The following is a 24,318-nucleotide window of genomic DNA, read 5'->3' on the forward strand; positions in this document are numbered from 1 at the left end:
AGGAGGGGCTGTGGACCACGTCGATCCCCGCCGCCTGATTCCCCGCACGAATGAGTTGCTGGAACTCCCAGCCGTCCGCGAGGCCGGGACACGGTTGAACGGACGCGTCATCCGCGATCTCGTACAGCGGTACCAGGAGCAAGCGCGGCGGGGTGAACTCGCACCCGACCAAGTGGCACCGGCCCTTTTGGCCGCCGTCGCCTCGCGGAGGGCGACCACCCTGCGCCCGGTTCTGAACGCAACTGGCGTCATAGTCCACACCAACCTCGGACGCGCCCCGCTTTCTGCCGGCGCGATCGAAGCAGTTGTCGCAGCCAGCGGCTACGTCGACGTCGAGCTGGATCTCGGGGATGGCGGCCGCTCATCCCGGGGCGCCGGCGCCCGGGCCGCATTGCTCGCAGCGTGTCCCGCCGCCGAGGACGCCCTGGTGGTCAACAACGGGGCCGCGGCACTGGTACTGGCAACCACAGCACTTGCCGCAGGCCGGGAAGTCGTGGTGAGCCGCGGCGAACTTGTCGAGATCGGCGCGGGCTTCCGGCTGCCGGACCTCATCACCTCCACTGGCGCAAAGCTCCATGAAGTGGGCACCACCAATCGCACTCACTTGCGCGACTACGCAGCCGCCGTCGGGCCTGACACCGGTTGCGTTCTCAAAGTCCACCCCAGCAACTTTCGCGTCGACGGGTTCACCTCCGCTGTTCCATTGGACGAGCTGAGCCCGCTGGCAAAGGAAAGCGGGATACCCCTCGTGGCAGACCTCGGGAGCGGGCTGCTGGCCCCCGATCCGCACCTGCCGCACGAACCCGACGCCGCCACCGCCCTGGCGAACGGGGCCGACGTCGTTACCGCCAGCGGCGACAAACTGCTGGGCGGTCCCCAGGCAGGTCTGCTGCTTGGACGCAAGGAAATCATCACCCAATTGGCTCGCCACCCGCTCGCCCGGGCAGTCCGGGCCGACAAGCTCGCGCTCGCAGCGCTTGAGGCGACTATTGCCGGCGAACCGCCGCCCGTCGTCGAGGCGCTGCACGCCGACGTCGGGCAGTTGCGGCGCCGTGCGGACAGCCTCGCCCAAGCGCTCGGGGTACCTGTTGTGGCGCACGAAGGCAGGGTTGGCGGCGGAGGCGCCCCCGGCGTGGCCCTGCCCGGATGGGCGCTCCGGCTTCCTGAGGGAGTCGCGCGACTTCTGCGGGCCGGTGACCCGGCCGTGCTTCCTCGCGTCCACGACGGTTCCTGCCTGGTCGACCTGCGGTGCGTGCCCGAAGGCGACGATGAACGGCTGCTCGGCGCGGTCCGGCAGGCATTGGCGGCCCTTGGGGCTGCGGGTGACGGAAGGGCTGGCTGAACCGTGCACGTCGTCGCCACCGCCGGACACGTCGATTCCGGCAAGAGCACCTTGGTTCGCGCCCTGACCGGAATGGAGCCGGACCGCTGGGAGGAAGAACGGCGCCGCGGGCTCACCATCGACCTCGGGTATGCGTGGACCAGGTTGCCGTCCGGACAGGATGTTGCCTTCGTGGACGTGCCCGGGCATGAGCGATTTCTCGGCAACATGCTTGCCGGAATCGGACCGGCACCCGTGGTCTGCTTCGTCGTCGCCGCAGACGAGGGCTGGCAAGCGCAGTCGAGCGACCACCGGGACGCGGTTGCCGCGCTCGGAATTGAACACGGCGTCGTCGTCCTGAGCCGCGCCGACCGCGCGTCCCGGGAACGGATCGGCGAGGTGCTCGCAAGGACCCGTGCTGAGCTGGCCGGGACCGGCCTGCATGATGCGCCGGCGGTCACCGTGTCCGCCGTCGACGGCACCGGCCTGGCTGACTTGCGTGCAGCGCTCGACGGCGTCCTGGCCGGCGTGCCTTCTCCCACGACTTCCGGACGGGTCCGGTTGTGGGTGGACCGCTCATTCACCATCACGGGTTCCGGGACCGTCGTGACCGGGACACTGGCCGCCGGGACGATCGCCCAAGGCGACCGGCTGCAGATGCTCGGACACCTTGACTCCCGGCCCGTCGTGGTCCGTGGCCTGCAAAGCTGCGACAGTTCTTACCCCTCGGTGGGGCCCGTCAGCCGGGTGGCGTTGAACCTGCGCGACATTTCCGCGACGGATATCCGCCGCGGCGACGCGCTGGTGACACCCGATGCTTGGCCTACAACCGGAGTCATCGGTATCCGGCGGACCACCGGTGTGTCCTACACCGAAGCGCCGGAGCAACTCATGGTGCACGTCGGGACCGCGTCGGTACCCGCGCGGCTGCGTGCCTTTGATGCCGACCACGCCAGGCTCGTCCTTGACAGGCACTTGCCGCTGGTACTCGGCGACCGCCTGGTGCTGCGTGACCCGGGAAGCCGCCTGGTGCTGGGCGGCGCTCGCATCCTCGACGGCGACCCGCCCGCCCTCCGACGGCGCGGCGACGGCGCCCACTGGGCGGAGAGGCTCACAGGCATGGATCCGGCAGGGGACGTGCTCGGAGAAGTAGCGGCCCGCGGGGCGGTGCAGGAACAACATCTGCGGCGGCTCGGGCTGCTGTCCGGGCACGACGGCGAAATCCCCGCCGGTGTCCGGGCCCTAGGGGAGTGGTGGGTACATGACCCTGTCCTCGAGGCGTGGCAGCAAAAGCTGAACCGCGCAGTTCGGGCGCTGCAGGAGCGCGACTCTTTGGCCCCGGGCCTTTCCATGGGTGCGGCCAGGGACCTGCTCGCGTTGCCCGATGAGAGGTTGCTTGCCCACGTCATCCGCGGTGCGGGACTGGAACAGGACGGCGGCCACGTCCGGTTGCCAGGCAGTCAAGGCGACCTTGGCGCCGTCGAACCGGCAATCGCCGAGCTGGAACGCAGGCTTGCCGCACATGCGTTCCATGCCCCGGAGTCCGATCAGCTGGCCGCCTTGGGCCTCGGCGCCCGGGAACTCGCTGCCGCCGAACGCGCGGGGCGCGTGTTGCGGCTGCGGGACGGAGTGGTGCTGCTGCCTTCGGCCCCGGCTTTTGCCATGCGTGCCCTCGCTCGCCTGGAGCAGCCTTTCACCACAAGCGAGGCACGACAGGCGTTAGACACGACACGGCGGGTCGCGGTTCCACTGCTCGAACATCTCGACTCCCGCGGCTGGACCCGTCGATTGGATGCCGGGCACCGGACGGTGGTGCGGTGACCCGGGGTGGGGCCAAGGCAAAGTCAGAGGAACAAGGACAGCAACAAGGTCAATCCGAATCCCAGTATGGAAATGATGGTTTCCATGACTGACCAGGTCTTGATTGTTTGCCCGACCGTCAGGCCGAAGTATTCCTTGACGAGCCAGAAGCCGGCGTCGTTGACGTGCGAGAAGAACAGCGAGCCGGCACCGATTGCGAGAACTACCAGGGCTAGCTGAGCTGGCGCCAAACCCGTTGCCAGGGGTGCGATGATACCCGCGGCCGTCACGGTCGCAACCGTTGCGGAACCCGTGGCGAGGCGGATCAGTACGGCGATGATCCATCCGAGTACCAGCGCCGACAAACTGGCAGCGACGGCGATCTTGGCGATCGCTGTGCCCGTACCGCCATCCACCAGGACCTGCTTGAAAGCGCCGCCAGCGCCGACGATGAGCATTACCCCGACGATCGGCAGGAGGCTCTGGCCGATCTTCGTCGTCAGGGTTGAGGCGGAAAAGCCGACCGATGTGCCGAACGTGACCATGGCGAGGAGCACCGCAACGAGCAATGCGAACACCGGGTCGCCGATGAAGTCCAGCAAGGGCTTGACTGCGGCGGATTTGTCTACCCAGATGTCTGCCGCGGCTTTGATCAGCATCAGCACCAACGGGGAGAGCAGCGTGACCAAGGTCCACGCAAAGGACGGGCTGCGGGTGGCGTTCGGGTCCTGTGCAGTACCGCGGGGCACCTCGCCGTGTTCAACGTCCGTGCGTGCACTGCGGGCACCGGGCCCGCCTGCCCGGGCGTTCGCGTCGGATGCGACGGTGACGGCCAGGCCGGCACCTGCAGCCCCGATCGGGACCATCCGGGCGGCGAGGCGGCCAAACACCGGACCGGCGATGATGACGGTCGGAACAGCTATGAGCAGACCGAAGGCAAGAGTCACGCCGACGTTGGCGTGCAGGATGCCGATCGCCGCGAGCGGCCCGGGGTGCGGCGGGATGAACCCGTGGAGCACTGACAGGCCAGCCAGGGCCGGGATCCCAAGGCGCATCGCCGCGCCTTGGGAGCGGTGCACGGCGAGCATTACCACCGGGATCAGCAGGACAAGCCCGATCTCGAAGAACATGGGGATGCCGATGATTCCTGCGATGAGCGCCATTTTCCAGGGCAGCGTTGCCGGCTTCCCGTGGAGGAGGGTGTCCACGATCTTGTCGGCACCGCCGGAATCGGCCAAGAGTTTGCCTAGCATGGCTCCCAAAGCGATGAGGACACCGACGTATCCAAGTACCCCGCCAACGCCGTTTTCGTAGGACGTCGTCACTTTGTCCAGGGCGATCCCGGAGGCAATACCTACGAAGAGTGCGCCGATGCTCAGCGCCAGGAATGCATGGATCTTTGCCCAGACGATCAGCAGGACAACTATTGCGATACCGATGGCCGCCACAATAAGCACCTGGGTGTCATGGCCGGTCCATGGCTGATGCATCGCGTCTGTTGTGGCGTCGGTGGCGACCCCGGCGAGGGGCCTGGTGAGGATGGAGATTCCGTTCATGGTTCTCGTCCTGTTCCGCCCGGCTATGCGCCGAACTTGCTACTGCGGATAATGCCCGACCCGGCCTGGCCGGTCCTGGGGCTCCATGGTGCCCATCTTTGCAGTGCTGGAGTCTCACTTCCATAGAGAACCCGGAGTTTGTGTACAGCTCGCACCCGTTAAGAGCGGCCTTAAGGGGTGCGAGCTGTACACAAACCCGGGGGAAGAGGGGGTGTCAACGGAGTTCGCCAAGGATGGATTCGAGGGCAAAGTGCTGGGATCCTTGGAACTGTGTAAGGCTCCGACTCCAAGGGGCACCACACGCCCGGCCTCCAAGAAGGAGAGATTCGCGTGAGCAGCCTGGATATGGTTTTGGCCGGACTCGATGCCGAACTTGGCTGGCTCCGGGACGTTTACTCCGATCTCCATCGGCATCCCGAGCTGAGCCTCCACGAAAGCCGGACATCGAAGCTCGTCGAGGAAAGGCTCGCCGCATTCGGCTATTCCGTGACACGCATCGGAGGCACCGGCGTCGTAGGCGTCCTGGAGAACGGACGCGGTCGAGCGGTCCTCGCGCGGGCGGACACGGACGCTCTTCCCGTCGCCGAGGCGACGGGGTTGCCGTATGCGTCGGAGGTCGACGGCGTGATGCACGCGTGCGGGCACGATATGCACGTCAGCGCTTTGCTCGGCGCGGCGAAACTCATGGCTCACGGGCGTAACGCATGGACAGGGAGCTACACGGTCCTGTTCCAGCCGGCCGAAGAGGTGGGCGCGGGCTCAAAAGCAATGGTCGACGACGGCCTCGTCGCGAAAGTGCCGCGGCCCGACGTCGCATTCGCCCAGCATGTCATGCCGATCGCCGCGGGAACGATCGCGACGACGGCGGGCCCCGTCCTCTCGGCCGCGGACTCGCTGCGGATCACCGTATACGGGAAGGGTGCGCACGGCTCGATGCCGCATATGTCCATTGATCCGGTGGTGCTGGCCGCGTCGATCGTGCTCAGGCTGCAGACGATCGTTTCGCGGGAGACGAAGCCGGGCGACTTCGCCGTTGTGACTGTAGGAGCGCTCAACGCAGGAACGACGTCGAACATCATCCCTGACCGCGCAAGGCTCCTGGTGAATATCCGGACTTACGACAATGGAGTCCGGGCAACCGTGCTGGCTGCGATCGAGCGGATCGTCAGGGGCGAGTGTTTCAGTGCGGGCTCGCCGAGGGAGCCTGACTTCGAGTTTTACGATCAGTTCCCTCTGACCAACAACGATCCCGCTGTGACGGACAGGGTGACGGCGGCCTTCGCGGCCCATTTCGGGTCCGGCGCCGTGGTCCCCGCTTTCCGGCAGACGGCTTCCGAGGATTTCAGCCGCATTCCCGATGCTTTCGGAGTTCCGTATACGTTCTGGCTCCTGGGCGGCGTCGACCCTGCGTTGTACAAGGCCGCCCTTGCGAAAGGCACGGTTGCCAAGGACATTCCGGCCAACCACTCGCCGTACTTCGCGCCCGTCATCGACCCGACGCTGTCGATCGGCGTCCAGGCCCATGTTGTGGCCGCGCTTTCCTATCTCGCCGAAGGTAGGTAGGCGCGGAGACTGCTAATCACAGGTGGATGCCGCCGGAAACCATCCGGCGGCATCCACCTGCCGGCACACCCTACGCGGTCAGGTTGAGTGATTCGGTGAGTGCGGTGTCGGCGTCTTTGAGGACTTGGGCTGCTACTTGGAGTCCTTCGATGCGGCCGAGGGAGGTGTCTTCGTGTTCGATGTTGACCAGCATGCCGGGGTCGACGTCGTGGAGGGCGCGGAGGAATTCGGTCCAGTAGGCGGTGTCGTGTCCGCGGCCGAGGGCGACGAAGTCCCAGGCGGAGTTTTTCGGCCATTCGTTGGCCCATTCGTTCCCGCCGAGGTTCGTGCGGTTCTCCTCCGGGGTGAGCCGGCGGAAGCTGTTGTCCAGGACCCCGTAGAGGGCGGCGTTTGCGGTGTTGACGCGGACGTCTTTCGCGGCGGCCTGGAAGACCAAGGAACCGAGTTCGCGGACGACGGCGACGGGGTCCATTTGCTGCCAGAACAGGTGGGAGGCGTCCAGTTCGACGCCGACGTGCGTGGCGCCGGTGAGGTCGATCAGTTTGTGGACGTCGGCGGTGTTGAACACGATGTTCTGCGGGTGCAGTTCCAGGGCGACCTTGACGCCGTGGTCCGCGGCGAGCCGGTCGGTTTCGCGCCAGAAATCGGCGGCGATGCCCCATTGGTAGTCCAGAACATCCAGGGCGGCGGAGTTCCAGGCATTGACCACCCAGTTGGTGACGGTGGCGCCCGGTTCGCCGCCGGGCAGTCCGGACATGGTCACCACCCGGTTCTGGCCGAGCCGTGCTGCGAGGCGGATGGAGCGGCGGATGTCTTCGGCGTGCTTGTGGCCGATTTCGGGGCGGGGGTGCAGGGGGTTGCCGTTGCAGTTCAGTCCCGCGATGGCGACGCCGGTGCCTTCGAAGATGCCCAGGAAGTCATCCCGGGCGGCATCGCTTTCGAGGATCTGGTCCATGGTGGGGACGTGGGTGGCAGGGAGGAACCCGCCGGTGTTGATTTCGATGCCCGTCAGCCCCAGGTCCGCGATGACCTTCAGGGCTTCGGGCAGGGAGCGGTCGTGCAGGATGGCGTTGTAGACACCGAGCTTCATAGCGTGATCTTCTTTCCGTTGTTCAGGGCGGATGCGGCGACGGCGTCGAGCAGTTCCATGTTGCGTACGCCTTCGTCGAAGGTGGCGCAGCGGGGCAGGGATTCGTTTTCGGGCAAGCCGGCGATTTCTTCGAGGAAGGCCCTGGCCTGGTAGCCGAAGGCGTCGTTTTGGCCGAAGCCGACCTCGGGAGCGTCCATGGCCAGTCCACCGGCGATGTAGGGGTGCCCCGGGCCCAGGATGACTTGGCGGTAGCCGTTTTCGGTGCCGGTTCCGTCATTGAGGAAGAGTTGGATTTCGTTGGGGCGGCGCTGGTCGAATTTCGCGGCGCCGTTTTCGCAGAACACTTCGAAGTTCAGGCTGTTGGCGTGCCCGGCCGCGACGCGGGATACTTCAAAGCTTCCGGCGCCGTTCTCGAATTCGGCGTTGAACGCGGCGTAGTCATCGTTCTCGACTGGTTCGAAAGTGTCGCTGACCGCGGCGTGATCGTGGCCCATCACGGCGCCCAGGGGAAGGGACCGTTTGCCGATCACAGTGCTGAGCCGTCCGCCGCTGATGGAGGTGATGTCCCCGCACAAGAATTCAGCCACGTACGTCAGGTGGCTTCCGACGTCGGCCAGGGCACCGGAACCCGGGCCGCCCTTGTAACGCCAGCTCATCGGGGCGGCGGGGCTGAAACCGTAATCGGTCCAGTACCGGCCGCTGAAATGCAGCACGCTGCCCAGCACGCCGGTGCGGATCAGTTCGCGGATGTACGCGATCCCGGGCGTGCGCCGGAACGTGAAACCGATCCGCGCCAGGGTGCCCCGCGCCTCCGCGGCCCGGGCAGCACCGGCCATCGCCCGCGCATCCTCCAACGTGTCCGACAGGGGCTTCTCACACAGTACGTGCTTCCCGGCCGCCAACAGGCCCTCGACCACTTCACGGTGGAGGGAGTTCGCGATCACCACGCTGACGACGTCGATATCCTCCGCTTCCGCGATCGCCTGCCACGAGGTGTCATGACGCTCGTACCCGAACCGCCGCGCCGCGAGGGAACCGAACTCGGTATTCACATCCCCGATCGACACCAGACGCAGGGGCGGCAAAACAGGGTTGTACAGGGTCGACGCCGTGCGGTACGCCGCCGCATGCGCCTTACCGGCCATTCCCGCGCCGATCACGGCGATTCCGAGGCTCTCAGCCATTGATTTCTCCTTCGAAATTCACGCGGGGCCCTTACCCGTCGTGGAGATTTTGGAGCGCTGCAATTTGCGCTGGTTCGAGGTTAGCTTTGTGCGTATGTCCTGTCAATATCGGGCTACTATTCTTTATGAGATGCAAGGAGGATCAGGCGTGAAGCCGACGAAGAGTTCCAAATCCCGCCGCCCGACGCTCTATGACGTGGCGAAGCGAGCGGCCGTCTCACCTTCGCTGGTGTCCTTGGTGCTGCAGAACCCGTCCAAAGTGAGCGACAAGAGACGTGCGGCCGTCCAGGCGGCGATGTCAGAGCTGGGTTATCGGCCGAGCCGGGCGGCGGCAACCCTCGCCAGCAGCCGGACCCACAGCATCGGCCTCGTGATCGACGACTACAGGAATCTGTGGTTCGTGGATTTGCTGCGTGGCATGGAGTCGGTCCTCTCCGAGCTCGGTTACCAAGTCACGCTTGCCGACTCGAGACCGGGAGCGGACCGCTTCAAGGAAGCTGTCGACAATCTGCTGTCCTTGCACGTGGAAGGGCTGGTGATTGCGGCCGATTCGAGCGACGCCACGCAATCGGGTTCGCCGGCATCCGGTCCTCTGGCCGCCGGTTCCTGGGTCCCGACGGTGGTCGCCGGATGGCGTACGGGCCTTCCCCCGGATGCCGACCTCATCACGAACGATGACGACGGCGGCGGGTCAATGGCCGTGCAGCATCTCCTCGATCTTGGGCACACCCGGATCGGTCATGTCTCCGGGACCGGCGGCGCGGCGGCTCACCGCCGGGAGGGCTACCTGAGGCGCATGCTGGACGCGGGACTGGCCCCGAATGTCGTGGGGGAGGAAACGGGCACGTCTGAAGAGGACGGTTATTCGGGAGCCAGTTGGCTGTTGGACCATTTTCCGGAAACCACTGCGATCTTCGCTGCCAACGACACCATGGCGCTTGGCGTCCTTGCCGCCCTGAAAGTGAGGGGCCTTTCCGTTCCCGGTGACGTATCTGTGATCGGCTACGACAACTCTCCGCTGGCCAAGTCGCGGTATCTCGAAATCACGTCGGTGGACAATCGAAGCGATCTTGTTGGAATCGCTGTGGCTCGGGCGCTGCTCGAGCGCATCCAAGACGCTAGTGTGCAACCGCGAAAAGAGCTTATTGAACCTTCCCTCGTGGTTCGCGAAACCACGGGCAGGGCCCGGAACGTCGGTTAGCTGCGGGCGCCGGCTTCCGGGTTGCCCTGGACCGTGACCGTTCGGACCTGTTCCTGCGTTGCCTTGCTGACGAAGGGCTTCGCCTCAGCCTTTCTTCAGCTCCTCGGCGAGCATCACGATGATGCCGCTGGGACCGCGGAGGTATGTGAGCTTGTAAATGTCCTTGTAGTTAGCCACGCCGCGAAGCGGATGGCAGCCGTGCTTTGCGGCTATTTCCAAGGCTTTTTCGATGTTCTCAACCGAGAATGCGACACGGTGCATGCCGATCTCATTGGGGCGGGTGGGTTCCGTCTCGATCGCTTGGGGATTGATGTACTCGAAGAGTTCAAGGCGACCCTGGCCGTCCGGAGTTTGAAGCATGGCAATCTTCGCGTGGTTGCCGTCCAGGCCAACGGCAGTGTCCGTCCACTCGCCACTGACCGTGTCGCGACCGACGACGGTGAGCCCAAGGTCGGTGAAAAAGGCGATGGTTGCGTCGAGGTCGCGAACGGCAATCCCTACGTTCTCGAGTCTGATTGTCATGGGTTGCACGCTACCGGATGAAAGGACGGATGCGGCACTAAGCATTTTTGGACTACTTCTCCGAAGACGTCGTCGGGGTCGAGGCGGCGGAGTTCTTCGGCGAGGCAGTCTTTGAGGTTGCGTCGTGGGAGGGAGATTCGTTGGGCGGGTTGTCCTGGTTGGGTGAGTTCGGCGATGGTGAGGCCGGGGCGGATGAGTTGGATGTCTCCGGTGGCGCGGCTGAGGCGGACGCGGCGGATGCCGGTTCCGGCGGGGTCGGCGACGATGTGGACGGGTGCGTCGAGGAAGAGGGTGAGCCAGGCTGCGAGGAGCAGGGTGCTGGGGGAGTCGGAGGCGCCTTCGACGGCGATGGCGGTGACGGGGGATTCGTCGACTTGGTCCAGGGCGGCGGCGAGTTGGAGGCGCCAGTTGGTCAGGCGGGTCCAGGCGAGGTCGGTGTCGCCGGCGCGGTAGGTGTTCCGGATCCGGGTGAGGGCGGCTGCGGGGTCGGGTTCGTTGGCGGAGTCGGTGATGCGGCGGTGGGAGATGCGGCCGATGGAGGTTTCGCAGGCGTTGTCGGGTGCTCCGTGGGGCCACCAGGCCACGATGGGTGCGTCGGGCAGGAGCAGTCCTGCGACGAGGGATTCGTTTTCTTTGGCGAGGGATCCGTAGCCGCGCAGCACGATCACTTCGGAGGCTCCGGCGTCGCCGCCGACGCGGATTTGGGCGTCGAGCCGGTCGGGGGCTTCGCTGCCGGCGTCGGCGAGGACGATGATCCGGCAGGGGTGTTCGCGGCTGGCCTCGTTGGCTGCCTCGATGGCTTCTTCTTCCAGCCCGGATTTGGTGACGACCACGAGGGTCAGGACGCGTCCGAGGGCGATCACGCCTCCTTGCTCGCGCAGGGAGGTGATCTTTTTGGAGATTTTGGAGGTGGTGGTGTCGGGCAGGTCTACGATCATGGCCTTCTCCAGGTTCGTCCGTCGCGGGCTAGCAGTTCATCGGCGGAGGCCGGGCCCCAGCTGCCGGGGGCGTAGGGTTCGGGTTGTTCGTCCAGGCCGGCCCAGTAGTGTTCGAAGGGGTCCAGGATTTTCCAGGATTCTTCGACTTCCTGGTGGCGGGGGAAGAGCGGTGGTTCGCCCAGGAGCACGTCCAGGATGAGGCGTTCGTAGGCTTCGGGGCTGGACTCGGTGAAGGAGTGGCCGTAGCCGAAGTCCATGGTCACGTCGCGGACTTCCATCTGGGTGCCGGGGACTTTGGATCCGAAACGGATCGTGGCGCCTTCGTCGGGCTGGACGCGGATGACCACGGCGTTCTGGCCGAAGTCGTCTTCGCCGTGGCCGCGGAAGAGCAGGTTGGGTGCGCGTTTGAACACGACGGCGATTTCGGTCACGCGCCGTCCGAGGCGTTTGCCGGCGCGCAGGTAGAACGGGACCCCGGACCAGCGGCGGGTGTGGATGTCCAGGCGGATCGCGGCGTAGGTTTCGGTTTTGGAATCGGCCGGGATGCCTTCTTCTTCCAGGTAGCCTTGGACGAGTTCCCCGCCTTGCCAGCCGCCGGTGAACTGGCCGCGGGCCGAGTGGGTGGAGAGGTCTTCGGGCAGCCGGACGGCGGCGAGGACTTTTTCCTTCTCGGCGCGCAGGTCATCGGCGTTGAAGGAGATGGGTTCTTCCATCGCGGTCAGGGCCAGCAGTTGCAGCAGGTGGTTCTGGATGACGTCCCGTGCCGCGCCGACGCCGTCGTAGTACCCGGCCCGGCCGCCGGTGCCGATGTCTTCGGCCATGGTGATCTGGACGTGGTCGACGTAGTTGGCGTTCCAGAGCGGTTCGAAGAGCTGGTTCGCGAAGCGCAGGGCCAGGATGTTCTGCACGGTTTCCTTGCCCAGGTAGTGGTCGATGCGGAAGACCGCGTCGGCCGGGAACACGGACTCGACGATGTCGTTGAGTTTCCGGGCGGATTCCAGGTCGTGGCCGAAGGGTTTTTCGATGACCACGCGCCGCCATTGCCCGTCCCCGGCCTGGGCCAGGCCGTGTTTGGACAGCTGCCGGCAGACCTGCTCGAAGGCTTTGGGCGGGATGGAGAGGTAGAAGCCGTGGTTCCCGCGGGTCCCGCGGGTCTCGTCGAGTTCGTCCAGGGTCGCGCCGAGGCGTTTGAAGGCCTGGTCGTCGTCGAACTCGCCCTGGACGAAGCGGATGCCTTCGGAGAGCTGGTTCCACACGGCCTCATCGAACGGGGTGCGGGAGTGGGCCTTGACGTTGTCCTTGACCTCGTTCGCGAAGTCCTCGTTGCTCCAGTCCCGGCGGCCGAAACCGACCAGCGCGAAGCTGGGCGGCAGCAGGCCCCGGTTGGCGAGGTCGTAGACCGCGGGCATGAGTTTCTTGCGGGCAAGGTCACCGGTGACTCCGAAGAACACCAGCGAGGAAGGTCCTGCGATGCGGTTCAGGCGCCGGTCCCGCGGATCCCGCAAGGGGTTGCGGTGGCTGGTCTTGGCCGTGGGGCGGTAACCGTTTTCAGTTTCTGGCATGTCTGGGTTTGTGCCTTAGCTTTCGAGCGCGCTGGCCTGACCGGCCAGCGCGGCGACGATGTCCTGGAGCTGGGCGACCCCGGCTCCACGGTCCGTGAGGTGCAGCCGCAGGACCGGACGGCCGTGGTCCTGCAGGACCTGGGCGTCACCGGCGGCCTGGGCCGTGATCAGCTGACCGAACGTGAACGGGCGCTCCGGGATGGCGATATCACCCTGCGCGGCGGCGGTGACCTGCAGGAACGACCCGATCGCCGGGCCGCCCTTGTGGAACTGCCCGGTCGAGTGCAGGAACCGCGGACCCCAGCCGAACGTGACCGGCCGGCCGCTGACACCGGCGAGCTCGTCACGGATGATTTCCAACGGGGCGTACGCGATCCGGTCGAAATAGGCCTGCACGCTCAGGTACCCATCGGTACCGAGCCCGGCCAACAGCGCTTTCACGGCGTCCTCGGCCGTTGCCGCGTCGCCTAGCCACGCACCGGCCCGGACCTCGATCGCGCCGTCGACGAAGTTCGCCGGGGTCGGTTCCGGGCGGGCGTCCAGCAGCCCGCGGGCGGCGACCTTGGCCGCTTCCACGTCGGGCTGGTCAAACGGGTTGATGCCCAGCAGCCGGCCCGCGACAGCGGTCGCGAACTCCCACACCAGCATCTGCGTCGGAAGCCCGCCGGCGATCGCGGCCTCGTTCGCGCCGAGCACGGCATCGGTGTCCGTACCGACGAGCCGGACCACCAGCACGTCCGCCGCGCCGCCGCTGACCTCCGGAGCGGACGGCCCGGCAACGACCGGCAACACCCCCGTGCCGGACTTGCCCGTGGACTCGGCAATCAGCTGCTCGGCCCAGTCGGCGAAACCGGCAATGCCCGACCCGTCCTCAACGATCACGATCTTGTTCCGCAACGGCGTGGTACCGCCCAGCGCGGCACCCAGCCGCAGACCGATGTTCTCCGTCGAGTCCTCGTTGAGGAATTCCGCGGCTTCCTCGGCCTCGTCCAGGAACGCCTGGATATCGACCCCGGCCAGCCCGCACGGGACCAGGCCGAACGCGGTCAGCGCCGAGAAACGCCCGCCCACGTTCGGGTCCGCGTTGAACACCGCACGGTACCCGGCCTCCCGGGAGGCCGTATCCAACGGCGAACCCGGATCGGTCACCACCACGATCCGGGACTTCGCGTCGATACCGGCCTCGGTGAACGCCTGCTCGAACACCCGCCGCTGCGAATCGGTCTCCACCGTGGAACCGGACTTGGACGACACCACGATCGCGGTCTCGGCGAGACGGTCCGCCAACGCGGCACCGACCTGTTCCGGGTCGGTGCTGTCCAGCACCGTCAGCTCGACGCCAGCAGTACCGGCAATAACCTCCGGAGCGAGCGAGGAACCACCCATCCCGCACAACACAATCCGGGAAACCCCTTCAGCCCGGAACGCATCCCGGAGCTCAAGAATCCCCCCGACCAGGGCCCGGGAAACGGTTGCCGCCTCCACCCACCCCAAACGGATGCCCGCCTCGGACTCCGCCTCAGGACCCCACAACGAGGCATCCTTCGCGAAAATCCGTGTCGCAACCCGGTCCTCCACAAGTGCCGGAACATGCTCCTCGATGGCCCGCTGCGCAGCACCACTGGCGAGGGATGCTACGGCGGAGAAGGCCATCTGACGAGGATGATAATTTCCCGACAATCTCAGCGGTGGCGCTATGCGCATCGTGCTCGCGGTCGGATTCACGTTTCTCCCTTCGGAAAGATCACCTCGCCATGCATCAGCAGGGAGCGCTCTCTTGCTTGACTGTGCGGAATGGAACAATGCAGGGATTCTTGCGGCATTGTTCCAGCCAGTATTGATGAGGCGGCAAGTCACGCGTATCCGTAACTATTACGGATTTCTCCACGGGACCGGGCACTGATGGCAGTCGACCGCACCAAACCTCGCGGGAAGCACCAACCGAAATGGCTTCCGACCAATGTTCATTCACTCCGTGGTTGCTCCCGTGGAGAAATCCGTGATTGCCACGGATGTAAGGCTCTTGTGATGCAACCCACACTGAGAGGGCGGTGGTGCACAAGCCCGAATCGATTCCAAGCTTCGTGGGTGCGGTGCCGCTCCCGGTCTCGGTGAGCCTTACTTGAGGCATCAGCCACTAGACGCCGGTCCCTAAGAAACTATTGAAAGGAACGGTCATGACGACTCAAATTGCTGACGAAAGTCTCCTTAAGGACGCTCTGTCCCAATTTCCCGCGGGAGTGGTTGCACTCTCTGCGACGGTCCAGGATGAACGCCAGGTCCTCGTTGCATCGTCGTTCTCTGTTGGCATCTCACATGAACCGCCGCTCGTACTGTTTTCGGTTCAAAAATCCTCATCGACCTGGCCCAAAATCAAGGACGCTCCTTTCATCGGCGTATCCGTCATGGGAGAGGACCACCATCCCGTTTGCCGGCAGCTCGCATCGCGGGATAAGACCAAACGTTTCAACGGAGTAGAGACAGTCTCCGGCGAGCGGGATGACCTTTACATATCCGGGTCACCGCTTTGGCTGACGTGCTCTATTCACAGGGAAATCGATGCTGGCGACCACATTCTGATCTTGTTGCAGGTCGAAGATTTCCGGTCCCATAGTGTGCATAAGCCGTTGGTGCTCCACCGTTCGACCTTTGGCCGGCTGGATCCCCTCTGACCCCGTCCAGCACATCATGTTGACTGTCCAAACAACCATGGAAGTTGCCGGTACGAAGACAAGCGCGAAGCAGCTTGACGTTTTGCTCACCTGGAGGGGGAGGGTAGGGCTCTTTAAACGATCGAGACACTCTTCAACGGCTAGTGTGCCGTGGCAGTTACTCTCATCGCCCCAGCCTGAGCGAACCTCTGAGGATGATGAATTGCTGCATTGCATACAGCTACTACATGGTGGGGCCGGCCTGACCGTTCGTGACATTCTTACGATTCAGGCTGGTCCGACGATCGAGTTGGTTCATGGTTCGCGATGCACTTCCCATTTCGTCTACGAAGTCGAAACCAATCACCGGCGGTTGGCGCTGGGTCCGGGGTATTCGGTGTATCGGTGGGTGAAGCGACAGAAGGTTGGACGGTTCGATGGTGGTGCTGACTGGCTTGCCCCGATATTGGAAGCGGCCACGAGCACTAGTCGCGGACCGGTCCCCGGTGGCGGTGGAACGCCGGACGTTGAAGCCTGATGCGGACAAGACGCTAAGGCAGCTTCCTCAAAAAACGTATAACCCCAAGATGAGATGAAAGTCTCCGCCCGAGTGACTAAGGATCCGAATGACGCTTCAACAAGAAACACTGCCTATCCCACGAAAGCGCTCCAGGACCACATCAATTGCGCTGATCCTGCTGTGCCAAGTCCTGACATTGGCCGTGTGGTTCGCTTCGACTGCGGCTTTGCCCAGTATCGCCACACTCGAACCGATCTCCGGTGCGCGGATGGCCGCAATGACCAGTATCCTCCAGGTCGGTTTTGTGCTGGGCGCCCTGCTCAGTGCATTGCTCAATTTGTCGGACAGGTTTGATCCCCGGAATCTTTTTGCCATTTCTGCAACGGCAGCTGCGGCCACGACGGCAGCCCTGCTTGTGGTCCAACCGGTGGGAAACATGGCGCTGATCCTCCGGTTCGCCACAGGCATTTCCTTGGCGGGCATCTACCCCGTGGGTATGAGGATGGTTGCAAGCTGGGCCAAACATGACCTCGGAAAGCTGGTTGGCCTCTTGGTTGGAGCGCTGACCATTGGGTCCGCCCTTCCCCACCTTTTCACGATTGGCGCAGCATGGGACTGGAAACTGGTTTACGCGGTTTCATCGGTTGCTGCCCTGTCCGCGGCGGGCTTGGTCAAGCTGGTACAGCTGGGGCCAGGATTCACCAGAGCTCAACGTTTTGATCCGCACGTTGCGAAGGCCGCGTGGCTCAAGCGGCCCGTTCGCTTGGCCAACCTCGGATACCTGGGACACATGTGGGAACTGTACGCGATGTGGGCATGGATTGGAGCTTTCTTCCGCGCATCCTTGCACGCCCAAGGAATCGACCAACCGGGGCTTGCTCCCGCTGCTACATTCCTTGTCATCGCGGCTGGTGCATTGGGTGCAATGCTCGGCGGACGTTTGGCAGACCGGTACGGTCGCACGGCTGTCACTATCTGGTCCATGGCGATCAGCGGCGCGTGCGCACTTTCGGTGGGGTGGCTGTTTGGCGGTCCACCGCTGCTCATACTCGCCGTGGCCGTTGTTTGGGGCATATCGATTATTGCCGATTCTGCCCAGTTTTCAGCATGCGTTGTGGAGCTATCACCGCCGGAGTCAGTGGGAACCATGCTGACCATCCAAATATGCATGGGCTTTGCCGTCACGCTCGTCACGATCCAGTCGATGGACTTTGTCGTCAGCAACTTTGGCTGGGGGATCGGATTCACGATGCTCGCCGCGGGCCCACTCTTCGGTTGCTTTGCCATGTGGTTGCTCAGGCGGGACCCGGCATCTCATGCGCTTGCGAATGGTAAAAAGTGAGGCGATAGATGAGTAGCCAAGCCAGGGAACAATTGGAAGTCCGAGTCACTGAAGCAGGCCGCCTGTATGAACTGCTCGACGACGCCGAAGCTATGCTTCGTCGGGTAGCGACTCCGGATCGGTACGCCGGCATCCTCGTCACCCGACATGAGCCGGGCCGCTACACATTCGAACTCAGCGACGCGGTCCCATTCGGAGAGACCCGCGAAATAGTCCTTTCATAATGATTACCCCGTGTTCGTGGAACACGGGGTAATCCATGCGGCCGGCGCGATCAGGCGACGTCGGCGTCGTCTTGATTGCTGAGTATGTGCCGGATCTTGGCGAGGTCGAGGGCCTGGTTGCCCCATTGGACTTCCAGTTCATGCAATGCACGGCGGCAGTTATCACACACGGCGGATCCCTCCGCTGAGCGGGTTCGGGCACGGGGCGGGAGTCGTCGTCGACATCGCAATCACATCGCCCAGGCCCTCAGCGCCGGAGGTCCGGCGTACCGGGCAAGCACGTGAAAAAGACCGGCTGCTGGACCGGCGCCAACGGCACCACGAGCCACTGGCCTCCGTAGAATTCCACGTAAGAATCCGCGGGACATGTTGCGTAGGCTTCTTCTCTTGTCATGTCGATTGTCCTTCTCTTCTGTGTTGAACTGCCGGAAAGGTTTGCCGCCGGCTCGATGTCTCTTCAGTGTGGGTTGCATCACACGGCCTTGCATCCGTAGCCGTCACGGATTTCTCCACGGGAGTAGGCACTTAAAAAGCCCGGAAATTCGCAGCAAATGGTCGACGGCGGCATTGTGGGTTGTGTCCGGGTGAAACACCGTGGTGAATTCCGTATTGAGCACGGATGTAGGCCTCTGTCCGCTGAACATAGGTTGGCACTGTGATCGGCGTCATAGGGACGCTGAAGTGATGGAGGCAGATCATGTCGAATTCAGTGGGGTTGTTAGTGACGCTTGAGGCGAAGCCGGAGAAGTCGGGCGAGTTGGCCGATTTCCTCCAGTCCGCCCGGAATCTGGTGGTTGCCGAGCCCGACACGTCCACCTGGTATGCCTTCCAGATCAGTGCTGATCGTTTCGGAATTTATGACACGTTTCCAGGCGAGGACGGCCGACGGGCGCATCTCGCCGGAAGCGTCGCCCGGGCCCTCGGGACAAAGGCCGGCGAGCTCCTCGCCACTCCACCGGTGATCCAACCCGTGGCGGTCCTGGCTTCCAAGTAATCCATGTCCGTGAAATCACTCTTCGCCGATATTTCCACTCATAGAAAAAGGATGTAAGCATGACAAATCAACAGACCTCCAAGAAGCGCATGATCCTGAACGCTTTCGACATGAATTGCGTGGGGCACCAGAATCCGGGAATGTGGGCGCATCCTGATGATCAAACCCACCGCTATAAGGACGTCGATTACTGGACCGACCTGGCAAAGCTCCTTGAACGCGGAGGATTCGATTGCCTCTTTATTGCAGACGTTCTTGGTTTCTACGATGTTTATGGCGGCTCTCGCGACACCGCTCTCCGTACTGCAGCGCAGGCGCCCGTAGGTGACCCAGCCATTCCGGTGGCCGCAATGGCTGCGGTCACTGAAAGGTTGGGCTTCGGTGTGACGAAGTCCCTGACGTACGAGCTTCCGTACTCCTTCGCGAAGACCATGACCACGCTGGACCACATCACAAAGGGACGGGTTGCATGGAACATCGTGACGTCCTACCAGGCAAGTGCTGCCCGCAATCTCGGGCTCGACAACCAGATCCCGCACGACGAACGCTACGCGGTGGCCGACGAGTTCATGGAGGTTTGCTACAAGCTGTGGGAAGGGTCGTGGGAGGAGGATGCAGTAGTCATTGATAAGGACAAGCGCATCTTTACCGATCCGTCCAAGGTCCACGACATCAACCATGAGGGGAAGTACTACAAAGTACCCGGTGCCCACCTCGGGCAGCCGAGCCCGCAGCGCACTCCCTTCCTGTTCCAAGCCGGAACGTCTTCCAAGGGCATGGAGTTCTCCGGGAAGCATGCCGAAGCAGTGTTCGTCATCGGCACAAGTCCCGAGGAACTGCGGCCGACTGTCGACAAGGTCCGCCAGCAGGCCGCCGCGGCAGGAAGGGATCCGCGGAGTGTGAAGGTCATTGTGATGCTGACCCCGATCACGGCGCCGACCGACGAGGAAGCACAGGCCAAGCTGGAGGATTTTTATCAGTACGCGGACACGGATGCGGCACTGACTCTCTTTGGCGGATGGACCGGGATTGATATGTCGTCGGCTCCGGCAGATCAACCGCTTGAGAGCATTGAAAGTGACGCTATCCGGGCAATGATCGACATGCTGACCCGCGTAGACAGCAAGGTTGTCTGGACCAAGGAACGGCTCGCGAAGTGGCTGTGTATAGGCGGATTCAGTGCCTCAGTCGTTGGATCGCCGGAAACGATCGTTGATGAAATGGAGCGGTGGATGGAAATCGCGGACGTCGACGGTTTCAACCTTGGCCGCGTCATCGCACCCGGGACGATGGCGGACTTCGTCGAACTGGTGGTTCCTGAGCTTCGCAAGCGTGGCCATGTCCCGCAGGACCCGGCTGCGGATGGCGTGATGACGCTGCGAGAGCGGCTCACGGGCCATCCCCGCCTCTCTTCGGAGCACCCGGGCGCTGGGTACAGGATGGGTGCCGATGCGTTGATTTCGTGATTGCCGGATCGCTCTTCAGGGGGCTCTGCTAATAGCTGCTGCCGGCGGTTACCGGAGTGGGGATCGGTGGCCGCTGGCAGCCCAGGCCCGGCGAACGCACTTAACTCGCCGTGAATGCACCTAGACTATTTTGATCAGATCGAACTGCCCATGACACCGTTGATGCCTCACGGTTGTTGTGGAGTTGACCTGCCACACTCCGGGGGTTCAGAGAGGAATCCATCAATGCCGGCAGATTTTTCGCAAGCGAAGTCCGGGTCGTTTCGTGACAAGGGGATCACCTCCAGGGAATCGGAGGTACTTCAGGCAGTTCTCAACCATCTGGCGAATGCCGAAATTGCCGCAAGCCTGGGTATCAGCGTGCGAACTGTGGAAAGTCATGTCTCGAATCTCTTGACCAAGTTCGACGTCGCTGACCGATCGGGTCTCGTAGCCGCCGTGCGGGCCCACGACGACGCCGGTCCGGTGCGGATCGAGGCCCCGCCCTCATTGCTAAGGATGGCCAACGCCGGTGAATTTGTGGGCAGGTTTCCCGAGCTTCAGCAACTGCACGATGAATGGGGGAAAGTAAAAGGGGGTGCGCAGCGACTTGTATTGGTCTCGGGCGATCCGGGCATCGGAAAGAGCAGGCTCGTTGCTGAGTTCGCCCGTCAAATATCGGACAACGACCATCCATTGGTGATTTACGGACGTTGTGATGAGGACGTCGCAGGACCCTTTGAAGCGGTCGGGCACGCCCTCGCTCCCTATATCCGCGCGTGGGAACCCGGGCGCCTGGCGGGGGAACTTGGCGACCTGGCCGCAGAATTGGGCAGGATTATTCCAAATTCCGGTATTCCCTTGCCGAGGATTCCCCTTGATGCGACCCGCTCGGATCCCACGATCACCCGGCTGCGGCTGTTCGACGCCGTCACCCGGGTCCTCCGCCATGCTTCCAAATCCTCTGCGATGTTGATCGCAATTGACGACCTCCACTGGGCTCCGGAGCCAACACTCTTGCTGCTCAAGCACCTTATGCAGGTTGAAGTACTTGAGCGTACCCTCATTGTCTGTAGCCTTCGCTCCGGTGAAGTCTCTGACGCCCTGATCGAGTTCATAGGGGACTTGCGGCGCGACGCGACGCCGATTCAAATCCAGCTGGGCGGACTGCACACCCAGGAAATAGCCCAGTTGTTGGGCTCCGACGTCGGATCAGTTCCGCCGCGGGAGGATATTTTTCCTGAAAGCGTGGCCCATGAAATCTTCACTGAAACCCGGGGAAACCCGCTGTATGCCGGAGAGCTGATCCGCAGCCTCGGGGAGGACGGTGGACTGAGGCCGGCAGGCAAGACGGATGTGCCGCACGGAGTCAAGGACATCGTTGCAGCGCGTGTTCGGCGACTTAAGCATGACACGCAAACATTGTTGGGGATGGCGGCGGTGTTGGGCCAGGAATTCGAATTGAGTGTTCTGCAGCGAATCGCCGGGATTGATGATCGCACGCTTTTGGAAGGTGTGGAGGAAGCGACGCAGGCGCAGCTTTTGTATGACGTCACCGGCATTTCTCCCGGCGCAGTGGAGCGTTTCGAGTTCGTCCACGCAATTGTGCGAAGGGCAATCATCGAGAACATATCGGCGGCACGGGTGCGCCGGATACATGCGGCTGCGGCGTCCGCCCTGGAGCACCTGTTTCCGCATGCTTTGGAAGAGCGGGCAGACGAGATCGCCCGGCACCTGGTCCAGGCAGGCCCGATCACGGATCGCCAGAATATTGTGCGCTACCTGACAATGGCCGGACGGGCCGCACTTAATAGCTCCGCAGCGGAAGAAGGTCTTCGCTATCTCAACCAAGCCATGATGTTCATGGACACCGCACAGGCTTTCGACCGTGCCGAACTGTGGTTCCAGCGTGGATTGGCGTTGCGGACAGTAGGGCGATGGCCGGATTCGGTGGCTTCGCTGCGTAGTGCGGTGGACATCTATGCCGAACTAGGGGACGTCAACGCAATTTCACGTACGTGCAGTGCTGCAAGCCACACGATGTTCTGGTTTTTCCGGATGCATGAGGCGACTGATCTAGCCCTTTACGGCCTCAAGATGCTCGGCAGCTACAACGGCTCTGAACGGGGAAGGCTGCTTGGCGCGTTGTCTTTTGTCCACGCTTGGAGTGGTGAGTACGAATCCAGTGCGGCCAATATCCACGAAGAATTGGATATTGCATCCCGCTTGGAAGACACGGAACTTCGAGGGCACGGATTGGCCATGCGCACTATGCAGCTGCCTGCTTTCCTGGAACACGGGGAAGCAGTCTCGGCGGGCTATGAAGCGCTGGAGATACTGCGCCATTCAGATGATGCCTGGACTTTGACAAGCATGCTTGGGTTCTTGAACTACGCCCTTGTTGGCCTGGGCCGGCTCGATGAAGCCCGCGCGGTCGGCGCCGAGCTTGCTCCCATTGCCGTTCGTGTGGGCAATTATGCCGCCCAACAGCAGCACACGCGCATGAACGCGATGATTGACTTCTTCCAGGTCGGAAGCCCGGTGGCCCTTGAGAAATTTGCGCGAAGGGATTTCTCGTTTTGTCACGCAGTCGGACTTGCAACCCTTGAACATTCTCTTGCTTGGCTTGGCTTGGCCAAATTCCTGGCCGGCGAATGGGAGGAAGCCAAGGATGCCTATTCTGCGGCGCTCGACGAGGAGGCAAAGACGGCCATGGTCGGATGGGGTTGGTCGGCCCTGTTCGAGGTGCTCGCATACATGGGTGACTCCAAAGCAGCAATTGCGTTGCTTGCGAAATATCGAAACACCCTTCCAACGCTTGGCCAAGCCAACACTTGCGGTTCATGGGTGGCGGCGCTGACGGCGGTTGAAGGTTTGGTGATTTTGGGAGAGATGGAGCAGGCTGCGGAATTGCTGCCGGCCATTGAAGAGTGCATTGAACGCACCGGTGTTGTCTGCGTCGAATTCCGCGGTGGCCGGTTGCTGAAGCGTTCAGCTGCGATTGCCGCCGCCGCTGCAGGTGATTGGCTTCGGGCTGAACGGTACTTCCGCGAGGCCCTTCATGACGCAGAGAGCATTCCCCATGTTGTGGAACGCGCCCACACCTTGAGGTTCTACGGGAAAATGCTCCTTCAATCCGGAGGTGGGGCCTCGCCCGAACGCGCGTTGAAGTACCTGCATGAGGCGCGTGCCGCATATATGCAATTGGCAATGCCCCGTCACGTTGCTCTCTGCGACGTGGAGATGCAGGCGCCCCGGTCCTCGAATAAGGTCGCGGGGTCCGTCGAAGGCACGCCATTCAAGATTTCCCGATAATTCAGAATCCGGCGATCAAGCTGACGCCAGCTTGCCAATCCAGGAGAATCACGTGAAAAAAGACCCATTGCAATCGAATGCGCCCGTGCAGACCTTGCCATTTTCGCAGCGGCAGGACGGTGACTTCCTCAAGGTCACGGGCGTGGTGGACCACGGAGACCATCGTGGACGGCTTCTCGGATTTCCGACGGCCAATATCGCCGTCCCGGAAGAAACGGTGCCCAAGGGCGTCTGGGCAGGTACGGTCCATATAGGCCCCCTGTTTCGCCGTTCGCTACACGTTGCTGCCGTGTCCGTCGGCGACCGCCCTACCTACTACTCCCATGGCCACCGACTGCTTGAGGCCAACCTTCTGGACTTCACGGGGGACCTCTACGGGAAGACAGTCGTGGTGACGTTGCGAAGCCTCATTCGTCCGCAGCGAAAGTTCTCCGGCACGGACGAACTAGTGGACCAGATCCAGGACGACGTAGCGCAAGTGCGGAAATGGGCGCTGGAAGCAGGACTCGGCGGATTCCTTGGAGAAGTCCAGGAGCCGGAGTTGTCTAAATCCATTGGCGAGCGCCGGCCTTAGTTCGGGCCTCGTTCTTTCGGGCGCTAGGCGCCGTCAAGATCAATCATCGATTGCGCCGAGGTCCATTGTGTAGCAGACGGCAGTGCCGTCCAGGACCACTATGCCGTCGTCCCGGACAACCCAGGTCCGGAGCTTGGTGATCGGTTTGTCTTCGCGGGTTTCCGTGACTTCGACGTGTCCAGTGATGACATCCCCGGGGCGCACAGGCGCCTTGAAATCCCAATTGACGTTGAGGAATACCGTGCCCGGACCGGGCAGCTTCTCCGCGACGACGGCGTTCAAAATAGCGCTCGTGACTCCGCCTTGCACCACGATCCCGCCAAAGCGCGAGTTTTGCGCCGACTTCAGGTCGTAGTGGATCGGATTGCGGTCACCGCTGATTTCTGTGAATAGCTCGATGTCCCGGGCTGTGATGTTCCGGGATAGCTGGGCGGATTGGCCAACTTCAACTCGCGTGCGGTTCATGACTGCGCTTTCTGATAGCACGGGGGCCGCGGCTGACCCGGGCCGAGTGTG

General features: G+C 63.1%; 20 protein-coding genes. 11 read left to right on the forward strand and 9 right to left on the reverse strand.

Translation table 11 applies throughout. The features are described from left to right. The first annotated feature begins 10 nt into the window (after nucleotides 1-10). The gene (gene selA, locus ABCW42_RS09660; protein ID WP_423184627.1) at nucleotides 11-1,342 is read left to right on the forward strand and encodes an L-seryl-tRNA(Sec) selenium transferase; all 1,332 of its coding nucleotides are present in this window, start codon (nucleotides 11-13) and stop codon (nucleotides 1,340-1,342) included. 3 nt (nucleotides 1,343-1,345) lie between these two features. Beyond that, nucleotides 1,346-3,142, forward strand: a complete 1,797-nt coding sequence (gene selB, locus ABCW42_RS09665) for a selenocysteine-specific translation elongation factor (protein ID WP_423184628.1) — start codon at nucleotides 1,346-1,348, stop codon at nucleotides 3,140-3,142. 23 nt (nucleotides 3,143-3,165) lie between these two features. Here selB and ABCW42_RS09670 read toward each other — a convergent pair whose 3' ends face one another. Then, nucleotides 3,166-4,677, reverse strand: a complete 1,512-nt coding sequence (locus ABCW42_RS09670; protein WP_423184629.1) for an SLC13 family permease — start codon at nucleotides 4,675-4,677, stop codon at nucleotides 3,166-3,168. 345 nt (nucleotides 4,678-5,022) lie between these two features. On the opposite strand from ABCW42_RS09670, the gene ABCW42_RS09675 reads away from it, so the two are divergent. Further along, the gene (locus ABCW42_RS09675) at nucleotides 5,023-6,240 is read left to right on the forward strand and encodes an amidohydrolase (RefSeq protein WP_423184850.1); all 1,218 of its coding nucleotides are present in this window, start codon (nucleotides 5,023-5,025) and stop codon (nucleotides 6,238-6,240) included. A gap of 70 nt (nucleotides 6,241-6,310) precedes the next feature. Here ABCW42_RS09675 and ABCW42_RS09680 read toward each other — a convergent pair whose 3' ends face one another. Beyond that, nucleotides 6,311-7,330 carry a sugar phosphate isomerase/epimerase family protein gene (locus ABCW42_RS09680; protein ID WP_423184630.1) on the reverse strand — a complete coding sequence of 340 codons (1,020 nt, stop codon included), beginning with the start codon at nucleotides 7,328-7,330 and terminating at the stop codon, nucleotides 6,311-6,313. Further along, a complete protein-coding gene (locus ABCW42_RS09685) occupies nucleotides 7,327-8,514 on the reverse strand; it encodes a Gfo/Idh/MocA family protein (protein ID WP_423184631.1) in 1,188 nt (395 codons plus the stop codon). Before ABCW42_RS09685 ends, ABCW42_RS09680 begins: the two co-directional genes overlap by 4 nt. 148 nt (nucleotides 8,515-8,662) lie before the next feature. On the opposite strand from ABCW42_RS09685, the gene ABCW42_RS09690 reads away from it, so the two are divergent. Next, nucleotides 8,663-9,715 carry a LacI family DNA-binding transcriptional regulator gene (locus ABCW42_RS09690; protein WP_423184632.1) on the forward strand — a complete coding sequence of 351 codons (1,053 nt, stop codon included), beginning with the start codon at nucleotides 8,663-8,665 and terminating at the stop codon, nucleotides 9,713-9,715. Between the two features lie 84 nt (nucleotides 9,716-9,799). Here the strand turns inward: ABCW42_RS09690 and ABCW42_RS09695 are convergent, their stop codons facing one another. From ABCW42_RS09695 to ABCW42_RS09710, 4 genes are read right to left on the reverse strand one after another with little or no spacing between them, the layout of a single operon-like run. Further along, a complete protein-coding gene (locus tag ABCW42_RS09695) occupies nucleotides 9,800-10,237 on the reverse strand; it encodes a VOC family protein (protein ID WP_423184633.1) in 438 nt (145 codons plus the stop codon). Continuing rightward, on the reverse strand, nucleotides 10,234-11,175 hold the full coding sequence (locus tag ABCW42_RS09700; protein WP_423184634.1) for a glucose-6-phosphate dehydrogenase assembly protein OpcA: 942 nt from the start codon (nucleotides 11,173-11,175) through the stop codon (nucleotides 10,234-10,236). Before ABCW42_RS09700 ends, ABCW42_RS09695 begins: the two co-directional genes overlap by 4 nt. Continuing rightward, entirely contained in the window at nucleotides 11,172-12,737 is a 1,566-nt protein-coding gene (gene zwf / locus ABCW42_RS09705) for a glucose-6-phosphate dehydrogenase (protein WP_423181453.1), read from the reverse strand. The genes ABCW42_RS09700 and zwf overlap by 4 nt, the downstream gene beginning before the upstream one ends. A gap of 15 nt (nucleotides 12,738-12,752) precedes the next feature. Further along, entirely contained in the window at nucleotides 12,753-14,390 is a 1,638-nt protein-coding gene (locus tag ABCW42_RS09710) for a glucose-6-phosphate isomerase (protein ID WP_423184635.1), read from the reverse strand. A gap of 524 nt (nucleotides 14,391-14,914) precedes the next feature. Here ABCW42_RS09710 and ABCW42_RS09715 point away from each other — a divergent pair. From ABCW42_RS09715 to ABCW42_RS09725, 3 genes are all read left to right on the forward strand, one after another. Beyond that, nucleotides 14,915-15,409 carry a flavin reductase family protein gene (locus tag ABCW42_RS09715; protein WP_423184636.1) on the forward strand — a complete coding sequence of 165 codons (495 nt, stop codon included), beginning with the start codon at nucleotides 14,915-14,917 and terminating at the stop codon, nucleotides 15,407-15,409. A gap of 605 nt (nucleotides 15,410-16,014) precedes the next feature. Further along, the gene (locus ABCW42_RS09720; protein WP_423184637.1) at nucleotides 16,015-17,250 is read left to right on the forward strand and encodes an MFS transporter; all 1,236 of its coding nucleotides are present in this window, start codon (nucleotides 16,015-16,017) and stop codon (nucleotides 17,248-17,250) included. 8 nt (nucleotides 17,251-17,258) lie between these two features. Further along, on the forward strand, nucleotides 17,259-17,474 hold the full coding sequence (locus ABCW42_RS09725; protein WP_423184638.1) for a hypothetical protein: 216 nt from the start codon (nucleotides 17,259-17,261) through the stop codon (nucleotides 17,472-17,474). A 247-nt stretch (nucleotides 17,475-17,721) separates the two neighbouring features. Here ABCW42_RS09725 and ABCW42_RS09730 read toward each other — a convergent pair whose 3' ends face one another. Next, on the reverse strand, nucleotides 17,722-17,868 hold the full coding sequence (locus tag ABCW42_RS09730; protein WP_423184639.1) for a hypothetical protein: 147 nt from the start codon (nucleotides 17,866-17,868) through the stop codon (nucleotides 17,722-17,724). A 303-nt stretch (nucleotides 17,869-18,171) separates the two neighbouring features. Here ABCW42_RS09730 and ABCW42_RS09735 point away from each other — a divergent pair, with 303 nt between their 5' ends. The 4 genes from ABCW42_RS09735 (at nucleotide 18,172) to ABCW42_RS09750 (ending at nucleotide 23,802) form a co-directional block, all read left to right on the forward strand. Further along, entirely contained in the window at nucleotides 18,172-18,468 is a 297-nt protein-coding gene (locus ABCW42_RS09735; protein WP_423184640.1) for a putative quinol monooxygenase, read from the forward strand. Nucleotides 18,469-18,527: 59 nt separating this feature from the next. Beyond that, the gene (locus ABCW42_RS09740) at nucleotides 18,528-19,934 is read left to right on the forward strand and encodes an LLM class flavin-dependent oxidoreductase (protein WP_423184641.1); all 1,407 of its coding nucleotides are present in this window, start codon (nucleotides 18,528-18,530) and stop codon (nucleotides 19,932-19,934) included. A gap of 114 nt (nucleotides 19,935-20,048) precedes the next feature. Continuing rightward, nucleotides 20,049-23,228, forward strand: a complete 3,180-nt coding sequence (locus ABCW42_RS09745) for an ATP-binding protein (RefSeq protein ID WP_423184642.1) — start codon at nucleotides 20,049-20,051, stop codon at nucleotides 23,226-23,228. Between the two features lie 85 nt (nucleotides 23,229-23,313). Beyond that, nucleotides 23,314-23,802: a riboflavin kinase gene (locus ABCW42_RS09750; RefSeq protein WP_423184643.1), complete on the forward strand. Its 489-nt coding sequence runs from the start codon at nucleotides 23,314-23,316 to the stop codon at nucleotides 23,800-23,802. A 39-nt stretch (nucleotides 23,803-23,841) separates the two neighbouring features. Here the strand turns inward: ABCW42_RS09750 and ABCW42_RS09755 are convergent, their stop codons facing one another. Beyond that, nucleotides 23,842-24,267, reverse strand: a complete 426-nt coding sequence (locus tag ABCW42_RS09755) for a MaoC family dehydratase (protein WP_423184644.1) — start codon at nucleotides 24,265-24,267, stop codon at nucleotides 23,842-23,844. Nucleotides 24,268-24,318: the final 51 nt, after the last annotated feature.

Origin of the sequence: Arthrobacter sp. NyZ413 (assembly GCF_049390645.1) — a bacterium.
Classification (GTDB): Bacteria; Actinomycetota; Actinomycetes; order Actinomycetales; family Micrococcaceae; genus Arthrobacter.

What these genes read in the sequence shown, in the direction of transcription:
- ABCW42_RS09670 (WP_423184629.1), bottom strand. Translation starts at nt 4,677, where the DNA reads ATGAACGGAATCTCCATCCTCACCAGGCCCCTCGCCGGGGTCGCCACC.
- ABCW42_RS09675 (WP_423184850.1), top strand. Translation starts at nt 5,023, where the DNA reads ATGGTTTTGGCCGGACTCGATGCCGAACTTGGCTGGCTCCGGGACGTT.
- ABCW42_RS09680 (WP_423184630.1), bottom strand. Translation starts at nt 7,330, where the DNA reads ATGAAGCTCGGTGTCTACAACGCCATCCTGCACGACCGCTCCCTGCCC.
- ABCW42_RS09685 (WP_423184631.1), bottom strand. Translation starts at nt 8,514, where the DNA reads ATGGCTGAGAGCCTCGGAATCGCCGTGATCGGCGCGGGAATGGCCGGT.
- ABCW42_RS09695 (WP_423184633.1), bottom strand. Translation starts at nt 10,237, where the DNA reads ATGACAATCAGACTCGAGAACGTAGGGATTGCCGTTCGCGACCTCGAC.
- ABCW42_RS09700 (WP_423184634.1), bottom strand. Translation starts at nt 11,175, where the DNA reads ATGATCGTAGACCTGCCCGACACCACCACCTCCAAAATCTCCAAAAAG.
- zwf (WP_423181453.1), bottom strand. Translation starts at nt 12,737, where the DNA reads ATGCCAGAAACTGAAAACGGTTACCGCCCCACGGCCAAGACCAGCCAC.
- ABCW42_RS09710 (WP_423184635.1), bottom strand. Translation starts at nt 14,390, where the DNA reads ATGGCCTTCTCCGCCGTAGCATCCCTCGCCAGTGGTGCTGCGCAGCGG.
- ABCW42_RS09715 (WP_423184636.1), top strand. Translation starts at nt 14,915, where the DNA reads ATGACGACTCAAATTGCTGACGAAAGTCTCCTTAAGGACGCTCTGTCC.
- ABCW42_RS09720 (WP_423184637.1), top strand. Translation starts at nt 16,015, where the DNA reads ATGACGCTTCAACAAGAAACACTGCCTATCCCACGAAAGCGCTCCAGG.
- ABCW42_RS09725 (WP_423184638.1), top strand. Translation starts at nt 17,259, where the DNA reads ATGAGTAGCCAAGCCAGGGAACAATTGGAAGTCCGAGTCACTGAAGCA.
- ABCW42_RS09730 (WP_423184639.1), bottom strand. Translation starts at nt 17,868, where the DNA reads ATGACAAGAGAAGAAGCCTACGCAACATGTCCCGCGGATTCTTACGTG.
- ABCW42_RS09735 (WP_423184640.1), top strand. Translation starts at nt 18,172, where the DNA reads ATGTCGAATTCAGTGGGGTTGTTAGTGACGCTTGAGGCGAAGCCGGAG.
- ABCW42_RS09740 (WP_423184641.1), top strand. Translation starts at nt 18,528, where the DNA reads ATGACAAATCAACAGACCTCCAAGAAGCGCATGATCCTGAACGCTTTC.
- ABCW42_RS09745 (WP_423184642.1), top strand. Translation starts at nt 20,049, where the DNA reads ATGCACCTAGACTATTTTGATCAGATCGAACTGCCCATGACACCGTTG.
- ABCW42_RS09755 (WP_423184644.1), bottom strand. Translation starts at nt 24,267, where the DNA reads ATGAACCGCACGCGAGTTGAAGTTGGCCAATCCGCCCAGCTATCCCGG.